Source organism: Georgenia sp. SYP-B2076, assembly GCF_003991205.1.
GTDB lineage: Bacteria > Actinomycetota > Actinomycetes > Actinomycetales > Actinomycetaceae > Georgenia.
In genome coordinates this window covers 1-25,877 of the sequence record NZ_RXOZ01000008.1, presented here as the reverse complement: position 1 = coordinate 25,877, position 25,877 = coordinate 1, and the positions used below count along the sequence as shown (strand labels likewise).

26 protein-coding genes are annotated in these 25,877 nt (G+C 73.6%); 10 read left to right on the top strand and 16 right to left on the bottom strand.

Annotated elements, in window-relative coordinates:
• Window position 1 precedes the first annotated feature (1 nt).
• Complete coding sequence (gene pta, locus EJK16_RS04060) at window positions 2-2,110, top strand: phosphate acetyltransferase (protein WP_127126618.1); 2,109 nt, start codon at window positions 2-4, stop codon at window positions 2,108-2,110.
• Window positions 2,107-3,288, top strand: a complete 1,182-nt coding sequence (locus EJK16_RS04055; protein ID WP_127126616.1) for an acetate/propionate family kinase — start codon at window positions 2,107-2,109, stop codon at window positions 3,286-3,288. The genes pta and EJK16_RS04055 overlap by 4 nt, the downstream gene beginning before the upstream one ends.
• A 76-nt stretch (window positions 3,289-3,364) precedes the next feature.
• Here EJK16_RS04055 and EJK16_RS04050 read toward each other — a convergent pair whose 3' ends face one another.
• The 5 genes from EJK16_RS04050 to EJK16_RS04030 form a co-directional block, all read right to left on the bottom strand.
• Window positions 3,365-4,783, bottom strand: coding sequence for an aspartate ammonia-lyase (locus EJK16_RS04050; RefSeq protein WP_255411466.1), 1,419 nt, complete (start codon window positions 4,781-4,783; stop codon window positions 3,365-3,367).
• Window positions 4,784-4,918: 135 nt separating this feature from the next.
• Window positions 4,919-5,185: an HPr family phosphocarrier protein gene (locus EJK16_RS04045; RefSeq protein ID WP_127126612.1), complete on the bottom strand. Its 267-nt coding sequence runs from the start codon at window positions 5,183-5,185 to the stop codon at window positions 4,919-4,921.
• 192 nt (window positions 5,186-5,377) lie between these two features.
• Complete coding sequence (locus EJK16_RS04040; RefSeq protein WP_127126610.1) at window positions 5,378-6,505, bottom strand: GuaB3 family IMP dehydrogenase-related protein; 1,128 nt, start codon at window positions 6,503-6,505, stop codon at window positions 5,378-5,380.
• 9 nt (window positions 6,506-6,514) lie between these two features.
• Complete coding sequence (locus tag EJK16_RS04035; protein WP_127126608.1) at window positions 6,515-6,805, bottom strand: hypothetical protein; 291 nt, start codon at window positions 6,803-6,805, stop codon at window positions 6,515-6,517.
• A gap of 85 nt (window positions 6,806-6,890) precedes the next feature.
• Window positions 6,891-7,616 (bottom strand): CoA pyrophosphatase, encoded by a 726-nt coding sequence (locus EJK16_RS04030; protein ID WP_127126606.1) that lies wholly within the window; start codon window positions 7,614-7,616, stop codon window positions 6,891-6,893.
• A 204-nt stretch (window positions 7,617-7,820) separates the two neighbouring features.
• Between EJK16_RS04030 and EJK16_RS04025 the strand changes: the two genes are divergently transcribed.
• Window positions 7,821-8,600: an exonuclease domain-containing protein gene (locus EJK16_RS04025; protein ID WP_127126604.1), complete on the top strand. Its 780-nt coding sequence runs from the start codon at window positions 7,821-7,823 to the stop codon at window positions 8,598-8,600.
• Window positions 8,601-8,696: 96 nt separating this feature from the next.
• On the opposite strand, the gene guaB is transcribed toward EJK16_RS04025, so the two are convergent.
• Together guaB and EJK16_RS04015 are read right to left on the bottom strand one after the other, a co-directional pair.
• Complete coding sequence (gene guaB, locus EJK16_RS04020; protein ID WP_127126602.1) at window positions 8,697-10,211, bottom strand: IMP dehydrogenase; 1,515 nt, start codon at window positions 10,209-10,211, stop codon at window positions 8,697-8,699.
• Between the two features lie 143 nt (window positions 10,212-10,354).
• A complete protein-coding gene (locus tag EJK16_RS04015; protein ID WP_240645760.1) occupies window positions 10,355-11,410 on the bottom strand; it encodes a MerR family transcriptional regulator in 1,056 nt (351 codons plus the stop codon).
• 241 nt (window positions 11,411-11,651) lie between these two features.
• On the opposite strand from EJK16_RS04015, the gene EJK16_RS04010 reads away from it, so the two are divergent.
• The gene (locus EJK16_RS04010) at window positions 11,652-11,942 is read left to right on the top strand and encodes a WhiB family transcriptional regulator (RefSeq protein WP_127126600.1); all 291 of its coding nucleotides are present in this window, start codon (window positions 11,652-11,654) and stop codon (window positions 11,940-11,942) included.
• 162 nt (window positions 11,943-12,104) lie between these two features.
• On the opposite strand, the gene groES is transcribed toward EJK16_RS04010, so the two are convergent.
• Window positions 12,105-12,401, bottom strand: a complete 297-nt coding sequence (groES, locus tag EJK16_RS04005) for a co-chaperone GroES (RefSeq protein WP_123917213.1) — start codon at window positions 12,399-12,401, stop codon at window positions 12,105-12,107.
• Window positions 12,402-12,617: 216 nt separating this feature from the next.
• Between groES and EJK16_RS04000 the strand changes: the two genes are divergently transcribed.
• Window positions 12,618-13,373, top strand: coding sequence for an ABC transporter permease (locus tag EJK16_RS04000; protein ID WP_164737190.1), 756 nt, complete (start codon window positions 12,618-12,620; stop codon window positions 13,371-13,373).
• Window positions 13,374-13,439: 66 nt separating this feature from the next.
• Entirely contained in the window at window positions 13,440-14,666 is a 1,227-nt protein-coding gene (locus tag EJK16_RS03995; RefSeq protein ID WP_127126596.1) for a methyltransferase domain-containing protein, read from the top strand.
• On the opposite strand, the gene EJK16_RS03990 is transcribed toward EJK16_RS03995, so the two are convergent.
• Window positions 14,656-15,711, bottom strand: coding sequence for a zinc-dependent alcohol dehydrogenase family protein (locus tag EJK16_RS03990; RefSeq protein WP_127126594.1), 1,056 nt, complete (start codon window positions 15,709-15,711; stop codon window positions 14,656-14,658). The genes EJK16_RS03995 and EJK16_RS03990 overlap by 11 nt on opposite strands.
• Window positions 15,712-15,898: 187 nt before the next feature.
• On the opposite strand from EJK16_RS03990, the gene EJK16_RS03985 reads away from it, so the two are divergent.
• The 3 genes from EJK16_RS03985 to EJK16_RS03975 all read left to right on the top strand — a co-directional run bounded on the left by EJK16_RS03985 (window position 15,899) and on the right by EJK16_RS03975 (window position 18,089).
• Window positions 15,899-17,029 (top strand): glutamate--cysteine ligase, encoded by a 1,131-nt coding sequence (locus EJK16_RS03985; protein ID WP_240645759.1) that lies wholly within the window; start codon window positions 15,899-15,901, stop codon window positions 17,027-17,029.
• 140 nt (window positions 17,030-17,169) lie between these two features.
• Complete coding sequence (locus EJK16_RS03980; RefSeq protein ID WP_127126590.1) at window positions 17,170-17,544, top strand: PadR family transcriptional regulator; 375 nt, start codon at window positions 17,170-17,172, stop codon at window positions 17,542-17,544.
• Window positions 17,541-18,089, top strand: a complete 549-nt coding sequence (locus tag EJK16_RS03975) for a hypothetical protein (RefSeq protein ID WP_127126588.1) — start codon at window positions 17,541-17,543, stop codon at window positions 18,087-18,089. The genes EJK16_RS03980 and EJK16_RS03975 overlap by 4 nt, the downstream gene beginning before the upstream one ends.
• A 91-nt stretch (window positions 18,090-18,180) precedes the next feature.
• On the opposite strand, the gene tsaD is transcribed toward EJK16_RS03975, so the two are convergent.
• The 4 genes from tsaD to EJK16_RS03955 form a co-directional block, all read right to left on the bottom strand.
• A complete protein-coding gene (tsaD, locus tag EJK16_RS03970; protein ID WP_127126586.1) occupies window positions 18,181-19,224 on the bottom strand; it encodes a tRNA (adenosine(37)-N6)-threonylcarbamoyltransferase complex transferase subunit TsaD in 1,044 nt (347 codons plus the stop codon).
• 79 nt (window positions 19,225-19,303) lie between these two features.
• Window positions 19,304-20,026 (bottom strand): succinate dehydrogenase/fumarate reductase iron-sulfur subunit, encoded by a 723-nt coding sequence (locus EJK16_RS03965; RefSeq protein ID WP_370275929.1) that lies wholly within the window; start codon window positions 20,024-20,026, stop codon window positions 19,304-19,306.
• Window positions 20,027-20,043: 17 nt separating this feature from the next.
• Window positions 20,044-22,014 (bottom strand): fumarate reductase/succinate dehydrogenase flavoprotein subunit, encoded by a 1,971-nt coding sequence (locus EJK16_RS03960; RefSeq protein ID WP_127126582.1) that lies wholly within the window; start codon window positions 22,012-22,014, stop codon window positions 20,044-20,046.
• A 14-nt stretch (window positions 22,015-22,028) separates the two neighbouring features.
• Entirely contained in the window at window positions 22,029-22,730 is a 702-nt protein-coding gene (locus EJK16_RS03955) for a succinate dehydrogenase cytochrome b subunit (protein WP_127126580.1), read from the bottom strand.
• A 145-nt stretch (window positions 22,731-22,875) separates the two neighbouring features.
• Between EJK16_RS03955 and EJK16_RS03950 the strand changes: the two genes are divergently transcribed.
• Window positions 22,876-23,502 carry a malonic semialdehyde reductase gene (locus EJK16_RS03950; protein ID WP_127126578.1) on the top strand — a complete coding sequence of 209 codons (627 nt, stop codon included), beginning with the start codon at window positions 22,876-22,878 and terminating at the stop codon, window positions 23,500-23,502.
• 29 nt (window positions 23,503-23,531) lie between these two features.
• Here the strand turns inward: EJK16_RS03950 and EJK16_RS03945 are convergent, their stop codons facing one another.
• The 3 genes from EJK16_RS03945 to tsaB are packed head-to-tail and all read right to left on the bottom strand — an operon-like array spanning window position 23,532 to window position 25,744.
• On the bottom strand, window positions 23,532-24,410 hold the full coding sequence (locus tag EJK16_RS03945) for a sulfurtransferase (RefSeq protein WP_127126576.1): 879 nt from the start codon (window positions 24,408-24,410) through the stop codon (window positions 23,532-23,534).
• 8 nt (window positions 24,411-24,418) lie between these two features.
• A complete protein-coding gene (rimI, locus tag EJK16_RS03940) occupies window positions 24,419-24,997 on the bottom strand; it encodes a ribosomal protein S18-alanine N-acetyltransferase (protein ID WP_127126574.1) in 579 nt (192 codons plus the stop codon).
• A gap of 3 nt (window positions 24,998-25,000) precedes the next feature.
• On the bottom strand, window positions 25,001-25,744 hold the full coding sequence (gene tsaB / locus EJK16_RS03935; RefSeq protein WP_127126572.1) for a tRNA (adenosine(37)-N6)-threonylcarbamoyltransferase complex dimerization subunit type 1 TsaB: 744 nt from the start codon (window positions 25,742-25,744) through the stop codon (window positions 25,001-25,003).
• Window positions 25,745-25,877: the final 133 nt, after the last annotated feature.

The window sequence follows — 25,877 nt, the reverse complement described above, 5'->3', positions numbered from 1 at the left end:
AGTGGCGCGGAGCATCTACATCGCCTCTCCCGAGGGGTACACGGGCAAGTCCACGGTCGCGCTGGGTCTCGTGGACCTCTTCACGCGGCGGGTGGAGAAGGTGGGGGTCTTCCGGCCCGTCACCCGCAGCACCACGGGCGACGACGCGATCGTCAACCTGCTCACGGGCCGCGCCAGCGTCGAGCGGAGCTACGACGAGTCCATCGGCGTGACCTACGACGAGGTCCACGCCGACCCCGAGGCCGCCCTGAGCACCATCGTCGACAAGTACCGCGCCGTGGAGCGCGACTGCGAGGTCGTCGTCATCGTCGGGTCCGACTACACCGACGTCACCGGCCCGACCGAGCTGTCCTTCAACGCCCGGGTCGCCGCCAACCTCGGCGCCCCCGTCCTCCTGGTGGTCGGCGCGCTTCACCACACATCCGCCGAGGTCGCGCAGGTCGCCGAGCTCGCCGTCGCCGAGATCGCCGCGAACCACGCCACGACCGTCGGCGTCCTGGCCAACCGGTGCCGGCCCGAGGAGCTCGGCCAGGTCCGGGAGGCGCTGGCCGCGTCCGGCCTGCCCGCCTGGGCGCTGCCGGAGGTCCCGCTCCTGTCGGCGCCCGTCGTCGCCGACCTCATGGCCGCCCTGGACGGCGAGCTCATCCTCGGCGACGAGGAGCTCCTCAGCCGTGAGGCCGAGCACATGCTCGTGGCCGGCATGAGCACCGAGCACGTCCTCGAACGCTTGCGGGACGGCCAGCTGGCCATCGCCGCGGGCGACCGTCCCGAGGTGCTCGTCACCCTCGTCACCGCGCACGCGTCGGAGACCTTCCCGTCGCTGTCGGCGATCGTCCTCAACGGCGGCTACCGCCCCTCGCCGCAGGTGACGAAGATGGTCGAGGGCCTGGGGCAGCGCCTCCCGATCATCTCCACCCCGCATGACACCTACGAGTCGGCCCAGATCGTCGCCTCCACCCGCGGCATCCTCGCGCGGGGCACCCAGCGCAAGATCGACACCGCGCTGGGCGTCTTCGAGCAGAACCTCGACGCCGAGTCCCTCATGCGGATCCTCGACGTCCCCCGCAGCGAGGTCGTCACGCCGCTGATGTTCGAGTCGACGCTGCTCGAGCGTGCCCGCGCCGACCGCCAGCGCATCGTGCTGCCCGAGGGCGGCGACGACCGCATCATGCGCGCCGCCTCCACCCTCCTCTCCCGACAGGTCGCCGACCTGATCCTGCTGGGCAACGAGACCCAGGTGCGCGCCCGCGCCGCCGAGCTCGGGCTGGACCTCGATGCGGCCACGATCATCGACCCGGCCACCTCGGAGCTGGTCCAGACGTTCGCCGAGGAGTACGCCCGCCTGCGCGCCCACAAGGGCATGACGGTCGAGCGTGCCCGCGAGATCGTGCGGGACGTCTCCTACTTCGGCACGATGATGGTCCACCTCGGTCAGGCCGACGGCATGGTCTCCGGGGCCACCCACACCACGGCGCACACCATCAAGCCGTCGTTCGAGATCATCAAGACCAAGCCGGACACGTCGATCGTGTCCTCGGTCTTCCTCATGTGCCTCGCCGACCGGGTCCTCGTCTACGGCGACTGCGCCGTCAACCCGGACCCCACCGCGGAGCAGCTGGCGGACATCGCCATCTCCTCCGCCGCGACCGCGGCCCAGTTCGACGTCGCCCCGCGCGTGGCCATGCTCTCCTACTCCACCGGCCAGTCGGGCTCGGGCGCGGACGTGGACAAGGTCCGCTCCGCCACGGAGCTGGTCAAGGAGCGCCGCCCGGACCTCTTCGTCGAGGGCCCGATCCAGTACGACGCCGCCGTCGACGCCTCGGTGGCCCGCACCAAGATGCCCGACTCCGAGGTGGCGGGGCGCGCCACCGTCTTCGTCTTCCCCGACCTCAACACCGGCAACAACACCTACAAGGCCGTGCAGCGCTCGGCCGGCGCCGTCGCGGTGGGCCCCGTGCTCCAGGGCCTGAACAAGCCCGTCAACGACCTCTCGCGCGGCGCGCTGGTGCAGGACATCGTCAACACCGTCGCCATCACGGCCGTCCAGGCCCAGGCCGACAAGGCCGCGCAGGCCGCACAGGCCGTGAACAAGAAGGAGATCAACGTATGAGCGCCACCGTCCTGGTCATCAACTCCGGCTCGTCCTCGATCAAGTACCAGCTGGTCGACCCCGACGCCGGCACGGCCCTCGCCTCGGGCCTGGTCGAGCGCATCGGCGAGGACGCCGGGCACATCGAGCACAAGGCCGGGAGCACCAAGACGGAGCGCCACGACCGGGTCGCCGACCACGGCGACGGCCTGCGTCAGGTCCTCGCCCTCTTCGAGGAGGTCGGCCCCGCGCTCTCCGAGGCCGGCATCGTGGCGGTGGGGCACCGCGTGGTCCAGGGCGGCAAGGAGTTCGCCGGGCCCGCCCTGGTCACCGACGACGTCGTCGCCACCATCGAGCGCCTCGCCCCGCTCGCCCCCCTGCACAACCCCGCGAACCTCACGGGCATCCGGGTGGGCCGCGAGCTGCTGCCCGACGTCCCCCACGTCGTCGTCTTCGATACCGCGTTCTTCCAGACCCTGCCCGACGCCGCCGCGACCTACGCGCTGGACCGCGAGGTGGCCGAGAAGTACTCGGTGCGCCGCTACGGCGCCCACGGCACCTCGCACCAGTACGTCTCGGCCAAGGCCGCCGAGGTGCTCGGCCGCGACAGCCTCAAGCAGATCGTGCTCCACCTCGGCAACGGGGCGTCCGCCTCCGCCGTCGTCGGCGGCAAGGCCGTGGACACCTCGATGGGGCTGACGCCGCTGGAGGGCCTAGTCATGGGCACCCGCACGGGCGACATCGACCCCGCCGTCGTCTTCCACCTCAAGCGGAACGCCGGGATGAGCGTCGACGAGATCGACGACCTGTTCAACAAGCGCTCCGGCCTCAAGGGCCTGACCGGCGAGAACGACCTGCGCGAGGTCCACCGCCTCATCGCCGAGGGCGACACCGGGGCGCGCGTGGGGCTCGACGTCTACACCTACCGTCTGCGCAAGTACATCGGCTCCTACGCCGCCGTGATGGGCGGGCTGGACGTCCTCAGCTTCACCGCCGGCGTCGGCGAGAACGACGACATCGTGCGCGCCGAAGCCGTGGCGGGGCTCGAGTTCCTGGGCGTCGAGATCGACCCGGAGCGCAACGCCGGGCGCAAGAAGGAGCCGACGGTCATCTCCCCCGACGGCGCCAAGGTGACCGTCATGGTGATCCCGACCAACGAGGAGCTCGCCATCGCCCGCCAGGCGATGTCGCTGATCTGACCCACCCCCTCTGGCCCGTGAGCGGTCAAGTACTCGCACGTGCGAGTACTTGACCGCTCACGCCTCTGGGGGTGCGTCAGCCCTGCTGGCCCGTCATGCTGCGGACGTCCAGGGCGGCGTCGAGCTGCTCGGGTGTGACCTCGCCGCGCTCGACGTAGCCGAGGTCCTCCACGGCCGCCCGCACGGTGATGCCCTTCTTCACCGAGTGCTTGGCGATCTTCGCGGCCGCCTCGTACCCGATGATCCGGTTGAGCGGCGTGACGATCGACGGGGAGGACTCCGCCAGCTCGAGGCACCGCTCGACGTTGGCCACCAGGCCGTCGACGGTCTTGGTCGCGAGGATCCGGGAGACGTTGCCGACCAGGGTGATGGACTCGAGCAGGTTGCGGGCCATGACCGGCAGCATGACGAGCAGGTCGAAGTTGCCCTGCGCGCCCGCGAACGCGATCGCCGCGTCGTTGCCGATCACCTGGGCCGCCACCATGACCGTGGCCTCGGGGACGACCGGGTTGACCTTGCCGGGCATGATCGAGGAGCCGGGCTGCAGGTCGGGCAGGGAGATCTCGCCGAGGCCGGTGCGCGGCCCGGAGCCCATCCAGCGCAGGTCGTTGGCGATCTTGGTGAGGGAGACCGCGACGGTACGCAGCGCGCCGGAGGTCTCCACGAGGGAGTCCTGGGCGGCCTGGGCCTCGAAGTGGTTCCTCGCCTCGACGAGCGGCAGGCCGGTGTTCTCGGCCACGAGCTCGATGACTCGGCGGGAGAACCCGGGCGGGGTGTTGATCCCCGTGCCGACGGCGGTCCCGCCCAGGGGCAGCTCCGCGAGCCGCGGCAGGGTCGCGTTCACGCGGTCGATCCCGTAGCGGATCTGGGTGGCGTAGCCGGAGAACTCCTGGCCCAGCGTGATGGGCGTGGCGTCCATGAGGTGGGTGCGGCCGGACTTGACGACGTCCTTGAACTCCTCCGCCTTGGCCTCCAGCGAGGTGGCGAGCACCTCCAGGCCGGGGACCAGCTCCTCCACCACGGCCTGCGCGGCCGCGATGTGGATCGAGGAGGGGAAGACGTCGTTGGAGGACTGCGAGGCATTGACGTGGTCGTTGGGGTGGACCGGGCGGCCGAGCCGCGTGGAGGCCAGGTTCGCCACGACCTCGTTGGTGTTCATGTTGGAGGAGGTGCCCGAACCGGTCTGGAACACGTCGATCGGGAACTGCCCGTCGTGCCGGCCGGCGATGACCTCCTCGGCGGCGCCCACGATCGCCCGGGCGACGTCCTCGGGCAGCACACCCAGCTCCGCGTTGGCCAGCGCGGCGGCGCGCTTGACCTGCCCCAGCGCGGCGATGTGGTGGGAGGACAGGCCACGCCCGGAGATCGGGAAGTTCTCGACGGCACGCTGGGTCTGCGCCGAGTACAGGGCCTCGCGCGGCACCCTCACCTCGCCCATGGTGTCGTGCTCGATGCGGAAGTCCTCCGCGCTGTCGGCGGCATGCTGCTGCGTCACTGCTGCTCCATACTCTCGAGGTGGTCGGCGCGGACCGGCGCCTTCTGCCACCCATCCTGGCCCACCGGCGCCGCCGTGATCCATTTCACCGGCGGGTCGGGACGGGGATGTCCCGCCAGCTGGACGGCGGGCGGCTCAGGCGTCGAGGTCGGTCTGGACCAGCGCCGCGAGGTCGTCGAGGACCTGCTCCGCGCCCGCGCCCTCGGCGGCGAGGACCACCTCGTCGCCGTGCTGGGCGCCGAGGGCCATGACGGCGAGGATGCTGCCGGCGTCCACCGGCTCCGAGCCGCCCCGCGAGAGCGTCACCGGGACGCCGGAGTCGAGCACTGCCCTGACGAAGAGGGCGGCGGGCCGGGCGTGGAGCCCGACCTTCGAGGCGACGACGGCACTGCGCTGAGCCATGGCGATCCTTCCGGAGCAGGGATACGAACGGACATCGTCCGAACGTGCCTTCCGTGCGAGCCTATCGACCGGCCCGGACCAGGGCGGCATCTCCGCGGAGGGTGTCGCCGGGCGCAGCAGCGGCCCGGGCGCCACGCACTCGCCGCGCCGGTGGGCGGCGGCTGCGTGGCGGCCGGGGCGCGGCGGCGGGCCCTACTTCAGGGGGTCGTACGGGGAGACGACGACCTCCACGCGCTGGAACTCCTTGGCGTCGGAGTAGCCCGTGGTGGCCATCGTCCGGCGCAGGGCGCCGATGAGGTTGAGCGTGCCGTCCGCCGTCCGGCTGGGCCCGTGGAGGATCTCGGCCATGGTGCCCACGGTGCCGACCTGGACCCGCTCGCCGCGGGGCAGCTCGGGGTGGTGGGCCTCGGAGCCCCAGTGCCAGCCGTGGCCGGGCGCCTCGGTGGCGCGGGCCAGCGCGGCGCCGAGCATGACGGCGTCCGCGCCGCAGGCGATGGCCTTGACGAGGTCGCCGGAGCGGCCGACCCCGCCGTCCGCGATGACGTGGACGTACCGGCCGCCGGACTCGTCCATGTAGTCGCGGCGCGCGGCGGCGACGTCGGCGACGGCGGTCGCCATGGGCGCGTGGATGCCGAGGGAGCGCCGGGTGGTGTGCGCCGCGCCGCCACCGAAGCCCACGAGCACGCCGGCTGCGCCGGTGCGCATCAGGTGCAGGGCGGCGGTGTAGGTCGCCGCGCCGCCGACGATGACCGGCACGTCCAGCTCGTAGATGAAGCGCTTGAGGTTCAGGGGCTCGGCGCGGGAGGAGACGTGCTCGGCGGAGACGGTCGTGCCGCGGATGATGAACAGGTCGACGCCGGCCTCGACGACGGTGCGCCAGTGCTCCTGGGTGCGCTGCGGGGACAGGCTGCCGGCGACGGTGACGCCGGCGGCGCGGATCTCCCGCAGGCGCGCCGTGATGAGCTCGGGCTTGATGGGCTCCGAGTAGATCTCCTGCATGCGCGCCGTGGTCCGCTCGACAGGCAGGCCCACGATCTCCGCGAGCAGCGGCTCCGGGTCCTCGTACCGGGTCCACAGCCCCTCCAGGTCGAGAACGCCGATGCCGCCGAGCCGGCCGAGCGCGATGGCGGTGGCGGGGCTCATCACCGAGTCCATCGGCGCTGCGAGCACCGGCAGGTCGACGTGGTACGCGTCGATCTGCCAGCTCACCGAGACGTCCTCCGGGTCCCGGGTGCGCCGGGACGGGACGACGGCGATGTCGTCGAAGCTGTACGCGCGGCGGGCGCTCTTTCCACGGCCGATCTCGATCTCGTTGGTCACCGTCCGAGGCTACCGTCCGGGTACGACGCTCCGCGGGTCGGGCCGCCTCCTGGACCCGCGCCGCGGAGGAGCACCGCGGCGGGCGCGGCCCTGCCCCGGGCCGCGCCCCGCCGCCGTGCTCAGCTGAGGGCGTCGATGGTCGTCGCTGATGACGGTGGCGACCTCGCCGGCCTCGGGGGCGATGAGCACGGTGCGGGCGCCGGCGTCGCGCAGGGCCTTCCACGGGCCGGTGAGCTCCGCCTCCTCGATGTCCTTCTGCGAGGTGACGAAGGCGACCGTCTTGGCGGTCAGGTCGGACATGAAGCGCTCCTGACGATGCGGCGGGTGGGTCCTCCCGAGCGTCGCACCGCGCCTTCAGGCCCGCATCCGGGACGGCCCGGCCTGCTCACGCCGGGATGACGAGCCCCCGGTCGAGGCGCATGGGCACCTCGCGGGTGGTGTCCCACGGCCGTGTCCATCCCAGCTCGGTGAAGACGTGGTCGAGCAGGTTCCCGGTGAAGCCCCACACCCAGCCGGTGGGGACGCGGAACCCGGCGCTGCGCCGCCCGACGATGGTCACCGCGGCGCGGGTGGCCGGGTCGAGCAGCGCCCCCACCGGCACCCGGATCGTGTGCAGCACCTCGCCGGGCTCGACGTCGGTGGCCTTGTCCGCGTCGTCGGTCCACCCCAGCACCGGCGTGACGACGAACCGGCTCACCGGCACGAGGACCGGGGGCAGCTTGGCGAGCACCTCGATGCGCGAGGGGTCCAGGCCGATCTCCTCGTGCGTCTCGCGCAGGGCCCCGGCGGCCTCCCCCGCGTCGGTCTCCTCGATCCGCCCGCCGGGCAGGGCGATCTGCCCCGGGTGGTCGCGCAGGTGCGGCGAGCGCTGCACGAGGAAGACGTCGACGCCGGGCTCGGGGGCAGGCTTCCCGGCCGCGGGGGTGGGCGCGAACAGGATCATCACCGCCGCGGCCCGGTAGCCGGCGGCGACGGCGGGGTCGAAGGCGTGGACGCCGGCGAGCGGGCGGACCGTCCCGGCGCGCGCCCGGTGGGCGAGCCGGTCCAGAGCGTCGCGCGCGCCGTGGACCGCGGCCGGGCCCGGCCCGGCCGACGGGTTGACGGTGTTCACGCCCCCCAGGGTAGGGCCCGCCCGCGGCTGCGCGCGGGCCGCCGGCGCGGCCGGGCGGGCACCCGCGTGGCCCGGCGGACGCCGACGTGCCCGGGCGGCCGACGGCGCGGCCGGCGTGCGCGGGCTCACCCGGGCACGCCCGGCCGCCTCCCGGGCGATGTCGGTGGCCGCTGGCACAGTGCAGATCATTCGAAGGAGGTACCCATGAGCAGCTGGTCGACCGGACCGTTCCTAGGGTTTGACACCGAGACCACCGGGGTGGACGTCACCACCGACCGGATCGTCACCGCGGCGCTGGTCCGCCGCGACGCGGCGGGCACGCGCACACGCACCTGGCTGATCGATCCAGGCGTCGAGATCCCGGAGGGCGCGAGCGCCATCCACGGGATCAGCACCGAGCGCGCCCGCGCGGACGGCGTGCCGCCGCCGCAGGCGCTCGAGGAGATCGCCGCCCTCATCGCGGAGGCGCAGCGCGCCGGCGTGCCGGTGGTCGCGTTCAACGCCGCGTTCGACCTGGCCATCCTGGAGAACGAGCTCGACCGTCACGGCCTGCCGCTCCTGGCGGAGCGCCTCGGCCGCGACTGCATGCCGGTCCTCGACCCGCTCGTGCTCGACCGGGGGCTGGACCGCTACCGGCGCGGCAAGCGCAAGCTCCAGGACCTGTGCGTGCACTACGCGGTTCCGGAGCAGGAGAACCTCCACACCGCCGAGGTGGACGTCGTCGCCACGCTCGATGTCCTCGCCGGCATCGCCCACCGCTACCCGGAGGTGGCGAGCCAGTCCCTCCAGGAGGTGCACAGCTGGCAGGTCACCAAGCACCGCCAGTGGGCCGAGGGCTTCAACGCCTGGCGGCGCACCCAGGGCTACACCGGGCCCGGCGCCGTGCTCGGCTGGCCCATGCCACTCGTCGAGAAGCTGGCCCAGGGGCTGGCCGCGGAGCTCGCCGCGCCGGTCGGCGCGTCCGCCGGCGCCGCGCCTCGCTGAGACACGATCCGCCCGGCCGCGAGCGCGGCCGGGCGGCGTTCGGGCCGTCGCGCCCCGGTGCGTCGACGCACCCGTGAGGGCGCGGCGGCGCGGTGCTCAGTGGCGGTAGTAGTTCGGCGCCTCGGCGGTCATCTGGACGTCGTGGGGGTGGGACTCCTTGAGCCCGGCCGGGGTGATGCGCACGAACCGCCCGCGCTGCTGGAGTTGCGGGATGGTGCGGGCACCGACGTAGAACATCGACTGGTGGAGGCCACCCGTGAGCTGGTAGGACACGGCGGACAGCGGTCCGCGGTAGGGCACCTGCCCCTCGATGCCCTCGGGGATGATCTTGTCGTCGGTGTCGACGTCGGCCTGGAAGTAGCGGTCCTTGGAGTAGGAGACGCGGCCGCGCGAGGCCATCGCCCCGAGCGAGCCCATGCCGCGGTAGTGCTTGTACTGCTTGCCGTTGACGAAGACCAGCTCACCGGGTGACTCCGCGCAGCCGGCGAGCAGGGACCCGAGCATGACGGTGTCCGCGCCGGCGACCAGGGCCTTGGCGATGTCGCCGGAGTACTGCAGGCCGCCGTCGGCGATCACCGGGACCCCGGCGGGCTTGCACGCCTGAGACGCCAGGTGGACCGCGGTGACCTGGGGAACGCCGACGCCCGCCACGACGCGGGTGGTGCAGATGGAGCCCGGTCCGACGCCGACCTTGACGGCGTCGGCCCCGGCGTCGACAAGGGCCTGGGCGCCCTCGCGCGTGGCCACGTTCCCGCCGATGATCTGGATCCCGGCGAAGGCCTTGTCCTTCTTCATCTTCGCGATCATCTCGAGCAGGAGGCGCGCCTCGCCGTTCGCGGTGTCCGCGACGAGCACATCCGCGCCGGCCTCGGCGAGCGTCGTGGCCCGCTCCCACGCGTCGCCCCAGTAGCCGATGGCGGCGCCGACCATGAGACGTCCCTCGCCGTCCTTGGTGGCGTCGGGGAACTGCTCGGACTTGACGAAGTCCTTGACGGTGATGAGCCCGCGGAGCTTCCCGCCGCCGTCGACCAGGGGCAGCTTCTCGATCTTGTGCTTGGCGAGCAGGGCGGCGGCGTCGTCGGAGCTGATGCCGACCGGGCCGGTGATGAGCGGCATCGGGGTCATGGACTCGCGCACGGTGCGGGTCGTGAACTCGCCGGCGGGGATGAAGCGCAAGTCGCGGTTGGTGATGATGCCCAGCAGCACGCCGGCGGGGTCGACCACGGGCAGGCCCGAGACGCGGTACTTGCCGCACAGCTCGTCGAGCTCGGCGAGGGTCGCCTCCGGCCGCACGGTGACGGGGTCGGTGATCATGCCGGACTCGGACCGCTTGACGACGGTGACCTGCTGCGCCTGCTCCGCGATCGAGAGGTTGCGGTGGAGGATGCCGATGCCGCCCTCCCGGGCCATGGCGATGGCCATGCGCGCCTCGGTCACGGTGTCCATGGCGGCGGAGATCAGCGGGACCTTGAGGCTGATCTCGCGGGTGAGGCGGCTGCTGGTGTCCACCTCGGAGGGGATCACGTCGGTCGCGCCGGGGAGAAGCAGGACGTCATCGTAGGTCAGGCCCACAAGGCCGAACGGGTCGGCGGGTGCGTTCGTCTCGGTCACACGGCGATAGTACGTGCGCCCGACGGGCCCGGGATATAGCGTTTCAGACCCCGTGGCGCGTGCCACAACCCGGCCGGTGGCGCGTGCCACAACCCACCCAGTGACTCGTGCCACAACCCGCCCGGTGGCCGCGCCACAGCGCGTCACTCCTCGAACATCCCCGCGATCTCCTCGACGGCGGCCGGTGCCGTCCGCACGCGCCGCACCCGGGGCAGCCACAGGTCGGGGACGCCGCCGCCGAGCAGGAAGATCTCGACGTCGCCCCGTTCGGAGACGGCGCGCACCAGCTCCTCCGTGCCGGGCGGGTCGCCGAGGACGGCGAGCACGCTGGCCCGCCGCTCGGACAGCGTCCGCAGCACCTGGTCCGGGTCCCCGCCGTCGAGGCGCAGCACGCGCCCGCGCACGCCGTGCTCCGCGAGGCCGCCGGCGATCACGTGAGCGCGCAGGCGCTGGTCCGCGCCGGCGCACAGCAGCACGTTGTGCGCGCCCGCGGCCGCGCCCGCCGGGACGACGTGCACGCCGTGCTCACCGGCGTGCTCGGCCGCGGCGCTGGCCTCGCGCACCGTGAGCAGCACGGCGGCGGTGATGACGGCCTCGGGGTCCACCCCCGGCCGGTCCGACCGCTCCCGCTGGGCGAGCATCGTCAGGGCCGGCTTCGCCAGCTTCGTCCACGTGCGCACGATCCCGACGTCACGCACCTCCTGGTCGAGCATGCGGTGCACCCGCGGCTCGTCGGGCTCCATGGCCGCCGCCGCCAGGGAGAGCGGGTCGACCAGCAGACGCTCGGGGTGCTCGGCGCCCTCGTGGGGCGCACCGCCGGCGCCCCCGGCCCACGCCCGCGGCACCTCGGCGCCGACGGGGGCGACGGCCGCCTGGGCGGCGTCGGAGGGCGCGACACCCTGGAGGGTCAGGTGGCGCATCCGTTCCAGGCGGGCGACGTCGGCCGGCGTGTAGCGCCGGTGGCTGCCCGCCTCGTGGGAGGAGGGGCCCAGGCCGTACCGGCGGTCCCAGGTGCGCAGGGTCGACGCGGCGACCCCCAGCCGCGCCGCGACGGCCGCGACGGTCAGCGGCGCACCGGTGGCGCCACCCTGCACCGCGCGGGGCCGGGCGGCCGACCGGGCCTCCGTGGCGGGGTCGTCCGTCACCGGCCGGTCCCCCGCGGCCGCCGGACGGCCCTCCGACGACGTCGATCCGCTCACCGCACGCGCTCCGTCGTCATGAATCGATCTTGACGCGATCGAAAGCCTGACGCCACTCAGCCACGCCCCAATGCCGGGACCAAAGCCCCTTGAACTGCTTGCGCAAGGGTCTTGAACAAGTTGTGCATCGATTGCTACGGTGTGCAGGCGGCAATGCGCGAACGCCGCCCGGGAGGGATGACGGCATCGCTCCCGGACGGTGTCAGCACCGTCAACAGCAGGCACGACGGAAGGATGGACGATGGCTGAGCTCTCGAGGCTTCCCGGACCGGTGATGGAGCTGTGGGAATGGCAGTACGAAGGCGCATGCCGGGACGCGGACCCCGACCTCTTCTTCCACCCGGAGGGTGAGCGGGGCGGCACGCGGCGCCGCCGCGACGAGGCCGCCAAGGCGGTCTGCGCGACGTGCCCGGTGGTCCAGCAGTGCCGGGCGCACGCACTGGCGGTGCGCGAGCCCTACGGGGTGTGGGGCGGCCTGAGCGAGGACGACCGCCAGGCAATCCTGACCCGCACGCAGCGCCGCGCCTCCTGACCGTCGCCGCACCCGAGGCCACGCGCCCAGACTCCCGCGCCGGCCACCCACCCGCACGAGCCATACGTCCTCTCCCCGCACCGACGACGCCGCCGCAGGGGAATGACGAAGCCCCGGACCTCCCAAGGAGGTCCGGGGCTTCGTTCGTCAGCTAGAAGCTGGTCACTTCTCGACGATCGCGAGGATGTCGCGCGCGGAGAGGATGAGGTAGTCCTCGCCCGCGTACTTCACCTCGGTGCCGCCGTACTTGCTGTAGATGACGACGTCGCCGACGGCGACGTCGAGCGGAACGCGGTTGCCGTTGTCGTCGACACGGCCCGGGCCCACCGCAAGGACGGTGCCCTCCTGGGGCTTCTCCTTGGCGGTGTCCGGGATGACCAGACCGGATGCCGTGGTCTGCTCTGCCTCGAGCGTCTGCACGACAATGCGGTCCTCGAGCGGCTTGATGGAGACCGACACTACGGACCTCCCCTTCGCATGAGTGATGGGACAGATGAGGGAATGCGCCGCCTTCCCCAGACGCGCCCGCCGTCGCGGGGGTCGAGCACGAGAGGATCCGGTGCGCCGCCGCGACCCCGAAGGGCCGCGCCTGGTCCAAATCTAGGCCCGAGTTAGCACTCGGTCAAGGTGAGTGCCAACGTGCCCGGCGCGCCCGTCAGGGAGGACACTGCCCCAGTGATCTCGGAAGACGTCCTCCCCCTCCTCCTCGCCGTCGCCGCCCTGGTGCTCGTCGCCGTCGGCGCGCTGGCCTGGGCCGGGGCGAGGGCACGGGCGGACGCCCTCGTCGCGGTGGCGCGCGCGGCCGTCCAGCTCGTCGCCGTCGCCGCGCTGATCGGCTGGATCTTCTCCCACCCCGGCGCGCTCGTCCCCTACCTGGCCGTCATGCTCGTCGTCGCGACGGCGACCGCGACCCGCCGGGTGGGCCTGGGATGGGCGGTGGCGCCCGCGCTGGCCGTCGCCGTCGCCGCGGGCGCCGCCACGGTGACCGCGGTGGCGCTGACCAGCGGCGCCCTCGTGCGCGCGCCGCAGGCCGTCCTGCCCTACGCCGCCCAGGTGATCGGCGGCGCGATGACGGCGGCCTCCCTCTCCGGCGGGCGCCTGCACGACGACGTCGCCGGCACCTGGTCCGAGGTCGAGGGATGGCTCGCCCTGGGCGCGCCGCCGGAGCAGGCGGTCGCGCCCCTGGGGCGGCGCGCCGTCGCGCGGGCCCTCGTGCCGATCGTCGACCAGACGAGGAGCGCCGGCCTCGTGACCCTGCCGGGGGCCTTCGTCGGCATGCTGCTCGGCGGCGCCGCGCCGCTGCAGGCCGCCCAGCTCCAGCTGCTCGTCCTGGTCGGCATGCTCGCCGCGCAGGCGGTGGCCGCGGCGCTCACGGTGCGGCTGCTCGCCCGCCCGCTGGGCCGCCTGCGCCCGACGATCAGGGCGGACTGAGCCCGACGGTCCGGGCGGCCTGCGCCCCGCGGCGGCCCGGCGCGGCGCGGGTGGCAGGATCGAGCGGTGGACGCCGCCTCCCTGACCAAGCTTCTCGCCCCCGAGGGCGAGGAGCTGCTCGCCCAGCTGCCGCCGTACTCCGAGGACGCGGTGCTGCACCTGTCGACCGAGCTGCGGGCGCGTGGGCTGGACCCGGACCTCATCGCCGCCGCGCTGACCCAGTCGCGGCTGCGCGCCCGCGCCGTCGCGAAGTTCGGCGACCTCGCCGCCGGCATGCTGTTCACGCCCGCCGGCCTCGAGCAGGCCACCCGCCTGGGCGTGGCGGCCCACCACGCCCGCCGCTACGCCGACGCGGGCAGCCGCCTGGTGGCGGACCTGGGCTGCGGGCTCGGCGGCGACGCCATGGCGCTGTCCGCGCTGGGCGTGCCGGTCCTGGCCGTCGAGGCCGACGAGGCGACGGCGGCGCTGGCGACGGCGAACCTGCGCCGGTTCCCCACCGCCTCCGTCCGTCACGGCGACGCCCTCACCCTGGACCTGGCGGCGGCCGGCGTCGACGCCGTCTTCGCCGACCCCGCGCGCCGGACCGGCGGCGGCCGGCGCATCTTCGACCCCGCCGCGTACTCCCCGCCCCTGGACGCCCTACTCGCGCTGCGCGCCACCGTCCCCGCCCTGGGCATGAAGGTCGCGCCCGGCATCCCGTACGGGGCGCTGCCGCACGACGCCCACGCGCAGTGGGTCAGCGTGGGCGGCGACGTCGTCGAGGCCGGGCTGTGGTTCGGGCCTCTGGCGCCCGAGGGCCCCGGGCGCTCCGCGCTCGTCCTTGCCGAGGGGTCCACGCACGTCCTGCTCGAGTCCGACGCGGCCCTGGGCACCGCGGGCGGCACGGCCGCGGCGCCCGCGCGGGCCGGCGAGGTGCGCGACGTCGGCGCGTACCTCTACGAGCCGGACGGCGCCGTCATCCGCGCCGGGCTCGTGGCCCGCACGGCGGAGATCCTCGGCGCGGGCCTGGTCAGCCCGGACATCGCCTACCTCACCGCGGACGCCCTCGCGCCCACGCCGTTCGCGACGGCGTACCGAATCCTGGACCACTTCCCCTTCGGCCTCAAGCGGCTCCGGGCGTACCTGCGCGCGCGGGACGTCGGCGCCCTGACCATCAAGAAGCGGGGCACCGCCGTCGAGCCCGAGCAGCTGCGGCGCCAGCTCGGGCTCCGGGGCCGGGTGAGCACCACGATCGTGCTCACCCGGCTCGCCGGGCACCAGAGCGTGCTCGTCGTCGAGCCGGTCAGCGGCTGATGACGACCTTGAGGGCCTTCGTCTCCGCCGCCCGGCCGAACGTGTCGTAGGCCTCCAGCACCTGGTCGAAGCCGAAGCGGTGGGTGGCGAACTGCTCGGCGGCGAGCTTGTGCTGGGCGACGAGCCTGAGCAGCATCTCGGTCGTCGAGGTGCTCACCAGGCCCATGGTGATGGCGATGTCCTTGATCCACAGGTCCTGGAGCGCGAGCTCGACCGGCTTGCCGTGCACCCCGACGTTGGCGACGGTCCCGCCGGGACGCACGATCGCGGTGCAGGCGTCGAACGTGGCGGGGATCCCCACGGCCTCGATGGCGACGTCGACGCCGAGGCCGTCGGTCATGCCCATGACCTGCTCGGCCCAGTCGGCATCGCCGCTGTTGACGCCGTCGGTCGCCCCGAAGGCCCGGGCCTGCTCGACGCGGTTGTCGTCCAGGTCCAGCGCGATGACCCGCGCGGCCCCGTAGAGGCCGGCCGTCATCATCGCGGCGAGCCCGACCGGGCCGGCGCCGACCACGGCCACGACGTCGCCCGGCTTGACCCTGCCGTAGCGCACGCCGATCTCGAAGCCCGTCGGCAGGATGTCGGAGAGCATGACGGCGGCCTCGTCGCTGACCCTCTCGGGCACCTTGTACAGCGAGTTGTCCGCGAACGGCACGCGGACGAGCTCGGCCTGAGTGCCGTCGATGAGGTGGCCGAGGATCCAGCCGATCCCGCTCGCGCCCTCGTCCGCGAGGCAGTGCGCGTACAGCCCCCGGTGGCAGTACGAGCACCGGCCGCACGCGCTGATGCAGGAGAGGATCACCCGGTCGCCGACCGCCACCGTGGACACGGCGGCACCGACCTCGGTGACCGTCCCGACCCCCTCGTGGCCGAGGATCCGCCCCGGCGTGACGGCCGGGACGTCGCCCCCCAGGATGTGCAGGTCGGTGCCGCAGATCGTGGTCGTGTCCATGCGCACGATGACGTCCGTGGGCGCCGTGATCGTCGGGTCGGGCACGTCCTCCCACGCCTTCTCCCCGGGCCCGTGGTACACGAGAGCCTTCATGGCAACGACCTCCCTGTCGCTGTGGCCCCGGCGCGGCTCGGCCGGGCGCCCGGTGCACCGCTGCACCTTCCAGCAGTGTCCCGCGTCACACCCGCCCGCCGGAGGACCTTCGTCCCCGCTGCGGCGCCGCCCAGCCCGGCCGGCGGCGCGCGCCGCGACCCGGCCCCGGAGGCGGCAGACTAGGGACGTGCTTCTTCCCTTTACTCGTTCGCAGCGGTCGTCGGTCGGCATCGAGTGGGAGCTCCAGCTCGTCGACGCCGACTCCGGCGACCTCCGCCAGGCCGCGGCGACCGTGCTCGAGCACGTGGCGCCGGCCGACGGGTCCGCGCACCCCCACATCCACCCGGAGCTCCTCCTCAACACGGTCGAGGTCGTCTCGGGCGTGTGCCGCACCGTGGGGGCGGCGGGCGCGGACCTGCAACGGGCGGTCGACGAGCTGCGCCCGGTCACCGACGCGCTGCGGATCGAGCTGGCCAGCGCGGGCACGCACCCCTTCGCCCGGCCCACCTACCAGAAGGTGACGAACAAGGAGCGCTACGCCACCCTCATCGACCGCACCCGGTGGTGGGGCCGTCAGATGCTGCTCTACGGCGTCCACGTGCACGTGGGCATCGAGGACCGGGCCAAGGTGCTGCCCATCCTCCGGGCACTCATGACCCGGTTCGCGCACCTGCAGTCCCTGGCCGCCTCGTCGCCGTTCTGGGGCGGGGAGGACACCGGCTACGCCTCCAACCGCGCCATGATGTTCCAGCAGCTGCCCACGGCCGGCGTGCCCTACCAGTTCGAGCGGTGGGAGGAGCTGGAGCGCTACGTCGACGACATGACCCGGACCGGCGTGATCGACACCTTCAGCGAGCTGCGGTGGGACATCCGCCCCTCCCCCGGGCTGGGCACCATCGAGGTGCGGGTGTGCGACGCCGCCACCAACCTCGAGGAGGTGCTGGCGGTCTCGGCCCTGACCCACTGCCTCGTCGAGCACTACTCGAGCATGCTCGACGCCGGGGAGACCCTGCCGTCCGTGCCGCGCTGGTTCGTCATGGAGAACAAGTGGCGCTCCGCGCGCTACGGCATGGACGCCATCCTCATCGTCGACGACGCCGGCGAGGAGGAGCTGGTCTCCGACACCGTCGCCCGGATGCTCGTCGAGCTCGCGCCCGTCGCGGAGCGCCTCGGATGCGCCGCCGAGCTGGCCGACGTCGGCCGCATCCTCGACGGCGGCGCCTCGTACCAGCGCCAGCTCGCCGTGGCCGCGACCGGGAACCTCGACGACGTGGTCTCGTCCATGGTCGCGGAGATGCGCGCAGGCCACCCGCTCTAACGCCCCCACCCCGCGGTGACACGTCAAGTCCTGACAGCCCACCGCGGTGACACGTCAAGTACTGACAGCGCCCGCCCGCTCCGGAACGCCTCCCCGACGCACTAGTAGTTTTTACCCACTACCGGGTATACCTTGCTGCCATGGCGCCAAGGCCCGCCCCCTCCCCGGCGCGTGACCCCCAGCTACTCAAGGGCGTCCTGCCGCTCCTGGTGCTCGCCCTGCTGCGGGACCAGGACTCCTACGGCTACGAGCTCGTCACCCGCTTGCAGGGCGCGGGACTGACGGGCATCGCCGCCGGCTCGGTCTACCCGGTCCTCACCCGGCTGGAGCGCGACGGTGACCTCGACTCCTACCTGGTCCGGTCTTCGGAGGGCCCGGCTCGGAAGTACTACACCCCCACGACCGAGGGGCTGCGACACCTCTCGGCCCAGCGGCGGGCATGGCAGGCCGTCAACGATGTGGTCGCCGTCGTCCTCACCCCCCTGCCGCGCGACCTGGAGGAGAACCGACCATGAGCACCCCCACGACCATCCGCCCACCGGCCGCGCACCGCAGGGTGCGCGACACGCTCCGGCGGGAGAGATACCTCCTGAACCTCCAGTTCTGGCTGGACGCCTATCCGGCCCGGCAGCGTCGGGGCTTGGTGCGCCAGCTCCGCGGCGACCTCGACGCGGCCGCGACCGACGCCTCGATGGCGGAGGCGATCGCCTCGCTCGGCGATGCCCGCGCGCTCGCGCGGGAGTACCTCGCGCTGCTCCCGCGCGACCGGCCCCGCTGGCAGGTGGGCGCCGCGTGGGCGGCCGGGTGGCTGGTCGCCTGGGGCATCGCGGTCCTGGGCTTCCTCGCCGCCCTGTTCCAGGTCGCCGCCGACGCCGGGCCGGAGGGCGTGCGCGCGGGCCTGCTGTGGTTTGGCGTCACGGTCGTGAACACGGACGCCGAGGTCTCCCTGGCGGGTCACACCGACTTCCCCTGGGGCGTGGGCATCGCCGTGGTGGTGTTCCTCGTGGTCGCGCGCGCGTGGCGCGTCGTGCCGGCCCTGCGTCCCCCGCGAGCCGGCTGACCCGGCGCACCGCCGTCCGACCGCGCAGCCGGGACCGCGTCACTGGGGCCGTGCTAGCAGATGACCGCTCACCGGCAAGGGGTGGCGGGACTCAGACCCGGATGGTCTGCAGCGGCATGCCCGAGTCGGTGGGCAGATCCAGCGACGAGGGCGCCGCGCCCGAGCGCACGAGGGCCGAGCCGAGCGCGGCGATCATCGCGCCGTTGTCGGTGCAGAAGCGGATCGGCGGGATGCGCACCGTGACGCCGTGCTCGGCGGCCCGCTCGGCCGCCAGGTCCCGCAGGCGGGAGTTCGCGGAGAACCCGCCGCCGACGACGAGGGTGTCGCAGCCGTGCACCTCGCAGGCGGCCAGCGCCTTGCGGGTCAGCACGTCGGCCACGGCCTCGGAGAACCCGGCGGCGACGTCGGCCGCCGGCACCTCCTCGCCCCGGTCCTCGTAGCCCTCGACGTAGCGGGCCACCGCCGTCTTCAGGCCGGAGAAGGAGAAGTCGTACGGGTGGCGGGCTTTGTCCTTGCCCGTCGAGAGGCCGCGGGGGAAGCGGATGGCACCCCGGTCGCCCGTCTGCGAGAGCTTGTCCACGTAGGGGCCGCCCGGGTAGGGCAGGCCGAGGAGGCGCCCGACCTTGTCGAACGCCTCGCCGGCGGCGTCGTCGAGGGTCTGGCCGAGCTCGACGACGTCGGTGGCGATGTCGGTGACCAGGAGCAGCGAGGTGTGCCCGCCGGAGACGACCAGCGCCACGAACCGCTCGGGGAACGCGCCGTGCACGAGCTCGTCGACCGCGGCGTGCCCGATGACGTGGTTGACGCCGTAGAGCGGCTTGCCGGTGGCGAGCGCGAGGGCCTTCGCCCCGGCGGCACCGACGGTGAGGGAGCCGACCAGGCCCGGCCCGGCGGTCACGGCGATGGCGTCGACGTCGTCGAGCGTGACGTGGGCGGCGTCGAGGGCGGCGTCGATCGTGGGGACGAACGCCTCCAGGTGGGCGCGGGAGGCGACCTCGGGGACGATGCCGCCGAAGCGGGCGTGCTCGTCCATCGAGGAGGCGGTCACGTCCGCGAGGAGCTCACGGCCGCGCACGAGGGCGGCGCCCGTCTCGTCGCAGGAGGTCTCGATGCCGAGGATGAGGGGTTCGGTCACCAGACCAGGGTAGTCCGCGCAGGCGGACGGCCCGCCCCGCCGGGGTAGGCGGGACGGGCCGTCGGCCGGATGGCTGGGCTCAGGCGTTGTGGACCAGGGCCCGGCCGAGGTCGGCGTTGAGGGTGCTGATGACGTCCAGCGGGATCTCCTTGGGGCACACCGCGGCGCACTCGCCGATGTTGGTGCACCCGCCGAAGCCCTCGGCGTCGTGCTGGGCCAGCATGTTGACCACGCGGGCCTCCCGCTCGGGCTGGCCCTGGGGCAGCAGGCCGAGGTGGGTGACCTTCGCGGCGGTGAAGAGCATGGCTGAGGCGTTGGGGCACGCCGCCACGCAGGCGCCGCAGCTGATGCACGCGGCCGCCTCGAAGGCACGGTCGGCGTCGGCCTTGGGCACCGGGGTGGCGTGCGCGTCCGGCGCCGCGCCCGTGTTCACGGAGATGTAGCCGCCGGCGTCGATGATGCGGTCGAACGCGGAGCGGTCCACCACGAGGTCCTTGATGACCGGGAACGCGCTGGAGCGCCACGGCTCGAGGGTGATGACGTCCCCGTCCTTGAAGGAGCGCATGTGCAGCTGGCACGTGGTGGTGCGCTCCGGGCCGTGGGCGACGCCGTTGATGACGATGCCGCACATGCCGCAGATGCCCTCGCGGCAGTCGGAGTCGAAGGCCACCGGCTCCTCACCCCGCTCGGTGAGCTGCTCGTTGAGGACGTCGAGCATCTCCAGGAACGACATGTCCTCGGACACGCCGAGCACGTCGTAGTTGACCAGGCGCGGCTCGGCGCTCGCGCCGGTCTGCCGCATGACCTTGAGGCTGATCTTCACTTGTAGCTCCGCTGCTTCATCTCGACGTACTCGTACTGGAGGTCTTCCTTGTGCAGCACCGGCGCGCCGCCGGGGCCGGCCCACTCCCAGGCCGCGACGTAGGCGAACTCGTCGTCCTGGCGCAGGGCCTCGCCGTCCTCCGTCTGGGACTCGGCGCGGAAGTGCCCGCCGCAGGACTCCCTGCGGTGCAGGGCGTCGATGCACATCAGCTCGGCGAGCTCGAAGAAGTCCGCGACGCGGCCGGCCCGCTCGAGGGCCTGGTTGAGCTCGTCGCCGCCGCCGACGACCTTGACGTCGCGCCAGAACTCCTCGCGCAGCGCCCGGATCTTCTCGATCCCCTCGCGCAGGCCCTCCTCGGTGCGCTCCATGCCGCAGTGCTCCCACATGAGGTGGCCGAGCTCCTTGTGGAAGGAGTCCACCGAGCGGGAGCCGTTGGCGGTGAGGAAGTGGTTGATGCGCTCGCGCACCGACGCCACGGCCTCGGCCACCGCGGGGTGGTCGGAGGACACCTTCTCGAAGGGCGCGTCGGCCAGGTAGTCGTTGATGGTGTTCGGCAGCACGAAGTACCCGTCGGACAGACCCTGCATGAGGGCGGAGGCCCCCAGGCGGTTGGCGCCGTGGTCGGAGAAGTTCGCCTCGCCGGTCACGAACAGGCCCGGGATGTTCGACTGCAGGTCGTAGTCGACCCAGAGCCCGCCCATCGTGTAGTGGACCGCCGGGTAGATGCGCATCGGGACCTCGTAGGGGTTCTCCCCCGTGATGCGCTGGTACATGTCGAACAGGTTGCCGTACTTGGCCTCGACGGACGCGCGCCCCAGGCGCCCGATGGCCTCCGCGAAGTCCAGGTAGACGCCGCGCCCACCCGGGCCGACGCCGAAGCCCTCGTCGCACACCTGCTTCGCGGCGCGCGAGGCGATGTCCCGGGGGACGAGGTTGCCGAACGCCGGGTAGCGCCGCTCGAGGTAGTAGTCGCGCTCGTCCTCGGGGATCTCGCGCGGGCCGCGCGTGTCGCCCTTCTTCTTCGGCACCCAGATGCGGCCGTCGTTGCGCAGCGACTCGCTCATCAGGGTCAGCTTGGACTGGTAGTCGCCGGACACCGGGATGCACGTGGGGTGGATCTGCGTGTAGCAGGGGTTGCCGAAGTAGGCGCCCTTGCGGTGCGCGCGCCACGTCGCCGTGACGTTGGAGCCCATGGCGTTCGTGGAGAGGTAGAAGACGTTGCCGTACCCGCCGGTGGCCAGGACGACGACGTCGGCCAGGTGGGTCTCGATCGCCCCGGTGACCATGTCGCGCACGATGACGCCGCGGGCGCGGCCGTCCACGATGACGAGCTCGAGCATCTCGTGGCGCGAGTGGGTCTTCACGGTCCCCGCGGCGACCTGGCGCTCGAGCGCCTGGTAGGCGCCGATGAGCAGCTGCTGGCCGGTCTGGCCGCGCGCGTAGAACGTGCGCGAGACCTGCACGCCGCCGAAGGAGCGGTTGTCCAGGAGCCCGCCGTACTCGCGCGCGAAGGGCACGCCCTGGGCCACGGCCTGGTCGATGATGTTGGTGCTCACCTCGGCGAGCCGGTAGACGTTGGACTCGCGGGCGCGGTAGTCGCCGCCCTTGACCGTGTCGTAGAAGAGCCGGTACACGGAGTCGTTGTCGTTCTTGTAGTTCTTCGCCGCGTTGATGCCGCCCTGCGCGGCGATCGAGTGCGCCCGCCGCGGGGAGTCCTGGTAGAAGAACGCGCTGACGTTGTAGCCGGCCTCACCGAGGGTGGCGGCGGCCGAGGAGCCCGCCAGGCCGGTGCCCACGATGATGATGTTCATCTTGCGCCGGTTGGCGGGGTTGACCAGCCGGGCCTTGAACTTGCGCTGCTCCCAGCGGTCGGCCAGCGGGCCGGTGGGCGCCTTCGTGTCGGCGACGGGCTCGCCCTCGCGGTAGAGCCCACCGATCAGGGTCTCGTTCTCGACGGTTGACGTCATGGTTCGATCGTTCCTTACTTCACGAAGCCGAGCAGGATGGCCGTCGGGGGCGCCATGAACCCGACCAGCAGCGCGCCCGCCACCACGTAGGCGAGGACGTTGATGTTGCGCTGACGACGACGGTTGGAGGCGCCGAGCGTCTGCAGCGCGCTCCACACCCCGTGGCGCACGTGCATGGCGAGCGCGACGATCGCGATGAGGTAGGCGAGGTAGACGTACCAGTGCTCCGCGGAGAAGGCCACGACGAGGCGCTGGTACGGGCTGTCGAAGCTGCCGCCGACCTCGATGGTGAGCGTGGTGAACTGCAGCAGGTGGAAGATCACGAACGCCAGGATGATCAGGCCGCCCCAGCGCACCGTGCGCGAGGAGTAGGACTGGACGAGGCGCTTGTGCACGACGTAGCGGCGGCTGCGTGCCCCCCTGGCCCGGCGCCACAGCGTGATCGCGGCGACGACGTGCACCACGAGGGCCACGAGGAGCACCACCCGCTGGATCCAGAGGAACCCCTCGTGCGGGAGGTACGGATAGAGCAGGGTGCGCAGGCCGGCCGCGTAGCTGTCGAACGCCTCCTGGCCGGCGAAGGCCTTGAGGTTGCCGTACATGTGCAGCAGGACGAAAAGGACGAAGAGGATGCCCGAGACCGCCATCGCCCACTTCAGGGCGACGGTCGTGTTCCGGGCGCGTGGCTTCGTCGGCACAGGGGTGGTCGTGACCATGGTCCTGATGGTAGCGAGTCTCAGGTCACACCTAGGCCACCATCACGGCCGGTTTCGCGCGATTTGTTCGCATACCGACCATGACGTGAGGCACCTCACAGCCCTGGACGGGAGTCCGGGCCTGGCCGTTTCTCGTTGAGGGAGGGTGACCATCACCTCCCTCACCACGCCCGCCCGCCTCGACGACGCCGCCCTCGGCCTGCTCTTCGACGACGCGCACACGACCAACGCCTTCACGCGGGAGCCGGTGGACGTCGACGTCGTCCGCCGCGCCTACGAGCACCTGCGCTGGGCCCCCACCGCCATGAACACCCAGCCGCTCCGGCTGACCGTGCTGGGCACCCCCGAGAGCCGTGAGCCGCTCGTCGCCCACCTGAGCCCGGGCAACCAGGCCAAGACCCTCGCCGCGCCGCTCACCGTCGTCGCCGCCTACGACCCGGACTTCCACGAGCACATGCCGGTGCTCGCCCCGTTCCGTGCGGGCATGCGCGAGCAGCTCGCGCCGGACGCGGAGCTGCGCGACGGCCTGGCGCGGACCAACGGGCTCATCCAGCTCGGCTATCTCATCCTGGCGCTGCGCGCCGAGGGCCTGCAGGTCGGCCCGATGGCCGGCATGGACGCCGCGGGCGTCGACGGGGCGCTCCACGCGGAGAACGGCTGGCGGGTCCTGGCCGTCCTCAACGTCGGCCACGCTGCCGACCCCGAGGACGAGCGCGCCCAGTTCCCTCGCGCCGGCCGCCTGGAGTTCGACCAGGTCGCCGTCGTCCGCTGACCTCCCGCCGCGACCGGGGCGGGGCGTCCCTACGGCGCACCCGGCCCCGGCCCGCCGGTGGCCACCGGACGCGCGGGGTCGGCGGACCACTGCGACCACGAGCCCGGGTAGAGCGTCGCAGCCACCCCCACGGCCGCCAGCGCGGCCACCTCGTGGGCGGCCGTGACACCCGAGCCGCAGTACACCGCCACGGGCGCGCCGCCCCGGACGCCCAGGTCGGCGAAGCGGCGCCGCAGCTCGGCGTCGCCCCGGAACCGTCCGTCGTCGGCGAGGTTCTGGGTGGTCGGTGCGCTGAGCGCACCGGGGATGTGGCCGGCGCGCGGGTCCACGGGCTCGCGCTCGCCGCGGAACCGCTCCGGGGCGCGCGCGTCCAGGAGAACGCCGGCCGACGGCCACGCCGCGGCACCGTCCCCGTCGGTCGTGGGCAGCCCCTCCGCCGCCGTGCCCGCGGCCAGGGGCAGGACGACGTCGCCCGGCGCCGGGGCCGCGTCGCCCGTCTCGAGGTCGAAGCCTGCCGCGCGCCAGGCGGGCAGGCCGCCGTCGAGGAGGCGCACGTCGGTCAGCCCGGCCCACCGCAGCAGCCACCAGGCGCGCGCGGCGGAGGTGCCGCCGGCGTCGTCGTAGACGACCACCGGGGCGCCGTCGCGGAGGCCCCAGCGGCGGGCGGCGGCCTGGAGGTCGGCCGGGGCCGGCAGGGGGTGGCGGCCGGCCGCCGGGGACGGCGGCGCCGCCAGCTCGCGGTCCAGGTCGACGAAGCCCGCCCCCGGGAGGTGCCCGGCGTGGTACGCTCCGCGCCCGTCGGGCTCGGCCAGCGACCAGCGCACGTCCAGCAGCGCGGGCGGCCGCGGGCCCGCCAGCTCGTGCCGGAGCGCCGCCGCGGTGACGAGCACCGCGGTCCTGTGGTCCATCGCTCCTCCTAGAGGATCTCGCTGCCGACCGGGCGGCCGCGCCGACCGAGGGTGGCGCGCATGACGACGGCGTCCTCCCGCTCGACCGCGTAGTAGTTGCGCCGCACGCCGATGGGCGTGAACCCGGCGCGCGCGTAGAGGCGCTGCGCACCGGCGTCGCTCGCGCGGACCTCGAGGAGCACGCTGCGGGCCCGCTCGGCGCGGGCCGCGCGCAGGAGCGCCTCGAGCAGCTGGGTGGCGATCCCCCGGCGTCGGAACGCCGGGTCCACGCCCACGGTCATCACCTGTGCCTCGTCGCCGGCGGCCAGGCCCGCGTAGCCCACCATGATCTCGGTGCCGTCCGGCCGGTCGACGACGGCGGCGACGTAGGTGCGGCCTGGGGTCGTCAGCTCGTCGACGTAGACGCCCCGGGTCCACGCGCCGGCGCCGAAGAGCTGCGGCTCGAGCTCCATGACCCGGTCGAGGTCCGCCCGCGTGAGGGGACGCAGACGGGCGGCCGGGGCCCGGCGGGCGTCGCCGGCCGACGGGCGCGAGCCGGCCCGCGAGTCCTCACCGCCCGGCCCGGCGTGCGCCGCGGCGTCGTGCATCTGTCAGGACGCGCGCTTGGGCGCGCCGGGGAGGTGGACGTCCGGGCGGCGCAGGTACCGGGGCTCGGTGCCGAGGTCGACGTCCTCGCCCGCCGCGGCCCGGGCGAGGCGGGCGCGCACCAGCCGGGCGAGCACGGCCGGGTCGAGCAGCCCGGGCAGGCCGGGCGTGGGGGGAAGCTGCTCGGGATAGAGCGCCGCACCGGGGCCCACGACCACGTCGGGCGCGGCCTGCGCGGGCGCGTCGCCCGGCGCCGCCGGCGCGACCCCGTTGGCGGCCGCCACCTGCGCCGCGGCCCCGACCTCGGGCCCGGCCAGGCGCTCGACGTCGTCGTCGCCGAGGGCCCGGTACCGGGCCCAGTAGACCTCCCGGCGGCGCGCGTCCGTGGCCACGAGGACCTCGGCGCGGCCGTCCGGGCCGCCGAGGGCGTCGAACGCCTGGCGGGCGAGCACGTCGAGCGAGCACACGCCGTGCACGGGGACCCCCCGCCCCCGCGCGAGCGCGGCGGCGGTGACGAGCCCGACGCGCAGGCCCGTGAACGGGGCGGGCCCGGTGCCGACGGCGATCATCTCGACGTCGGTGACCGACCCGGCCCCGAGGACTTCCCGGACCAGGGGCGTCAGCGCCTCGGCGTGCCGGCGCGGGTCCGGGCTGCTGGCGGACGCCAGGGGGGTGGTGGGGCCGCCGTCGGGGGCGTCCACGAGGGCGACGGCGGAGCCGCCGGAGGTATCGATGCACAAGATCCGCACGCCCCCAGGGTACGGCGCGGCGGGCCGCGGCCCGCCGCCCGGCCGGTCAGGGCCGGGCGGCGCCGGACCGCCGTTCCTTGCCGTCGGGCCGGCGGGCCCGGCGCCGGGACCGGCTCGTCCAGGTGGACCTCCT

Excerpts from the sequence above, each read along its gene's own strand:
- EJK16_RS03975 (WP_127126588.1), top strand. The coding sequence starts at position 17,541 with ATGAGCACCCCCACGACCATCCGCCCACCGGCCGCGCACCGCAGGGTG.
- rimI (WP_127126574.1), bottom strand. The coding sequence starts at position 24,997 with ATGCACGACGCCGCGGCGCACGCCGGGCCGGGCGGTGAGGACTCGCGG.
- EJK16_RS04055 (WP_127126616.1), top strand. The coding sequence starts at position 2,107 with ATGAGCGCCACCGTCCTGGTCATCAACTCCGGCTCGTCCTCGATCAAG.
- EJK16_RS04045 (WP_127126612.1), bottom strand. The coding sequence starts at position 5,185 with ATGGCTCAGCGCAGTGCCGTCGTCGCCTCGAAGGTCGGGCTCCACGCC.
- EJK16_RS04010 (WP_127126600.1), top strand. The coding sequence starts at position 11,652 with ATGGCTGAGCTCTCGAGGCTTCCCGGACCGGTGATGGAGCTGTGGGAA.
- EJK16_RS03955 (WP_127126580.1), bottom strand. The coding sequence starts at position 22,730 with ATGGTCACGACCACCCCTGTGCCGACGAAGCCACGCGCCCGGAACACG.
- EJK16_RS03945 (WP_127126576.1), bottom strand. The coding sequence starts at position 24,410 with ATGGACCACAGGACCGCGGTGCTCGTCACCGCGGCGGCGCTCCGGCAC.
- EJK16_RS03980 (WP_127126590.1), top strand. The coding sequence starts at position 17,170 with ATGGCGCCAAGGCCCGCCCCCTCCCCGGCGCGTGACCCCCAGCTACTC.
- EJK16_RS04035 (WP_127126608.1), bottom strand. The coding sequence starts at position 6,805 with ATGTCCGACCTGACCGCCAAGACGGTCGCCTTCGTCACCTCGCAGAAG.
- EJK16_RS03960 (WP_127126582.1), bottom strand. The coding sequence starts at position 22,014 with ATGACGTCAACCGTCGAGAACGAGACCCTGATCGGTGGGCTCTACCGC.
- EJK16_RS03990 (WP_127126594.1), bottom strand. The coding sequence starts at position 15,711 with ATGAAGGCTCTCGTGTACCACGGGCCCGGGGAGAAGGCGTGGGAGGAC.
- EJK16_RS04025 (WP_127126604.1), top strand. The coding sequence starts at position 7,821 with ATGAGCAGCTGGTCGACCGGACCGTTCCTAGGGTTTGACACCGAGACC.
- EJK16_RS03965 (WP_370275929.1), bottom strand. The coding sequence starts at position 20,026 with ATGCGGCAGACCGGCGCGAGCGCCGAGCCGCGCCTGGTCAACTACGAC.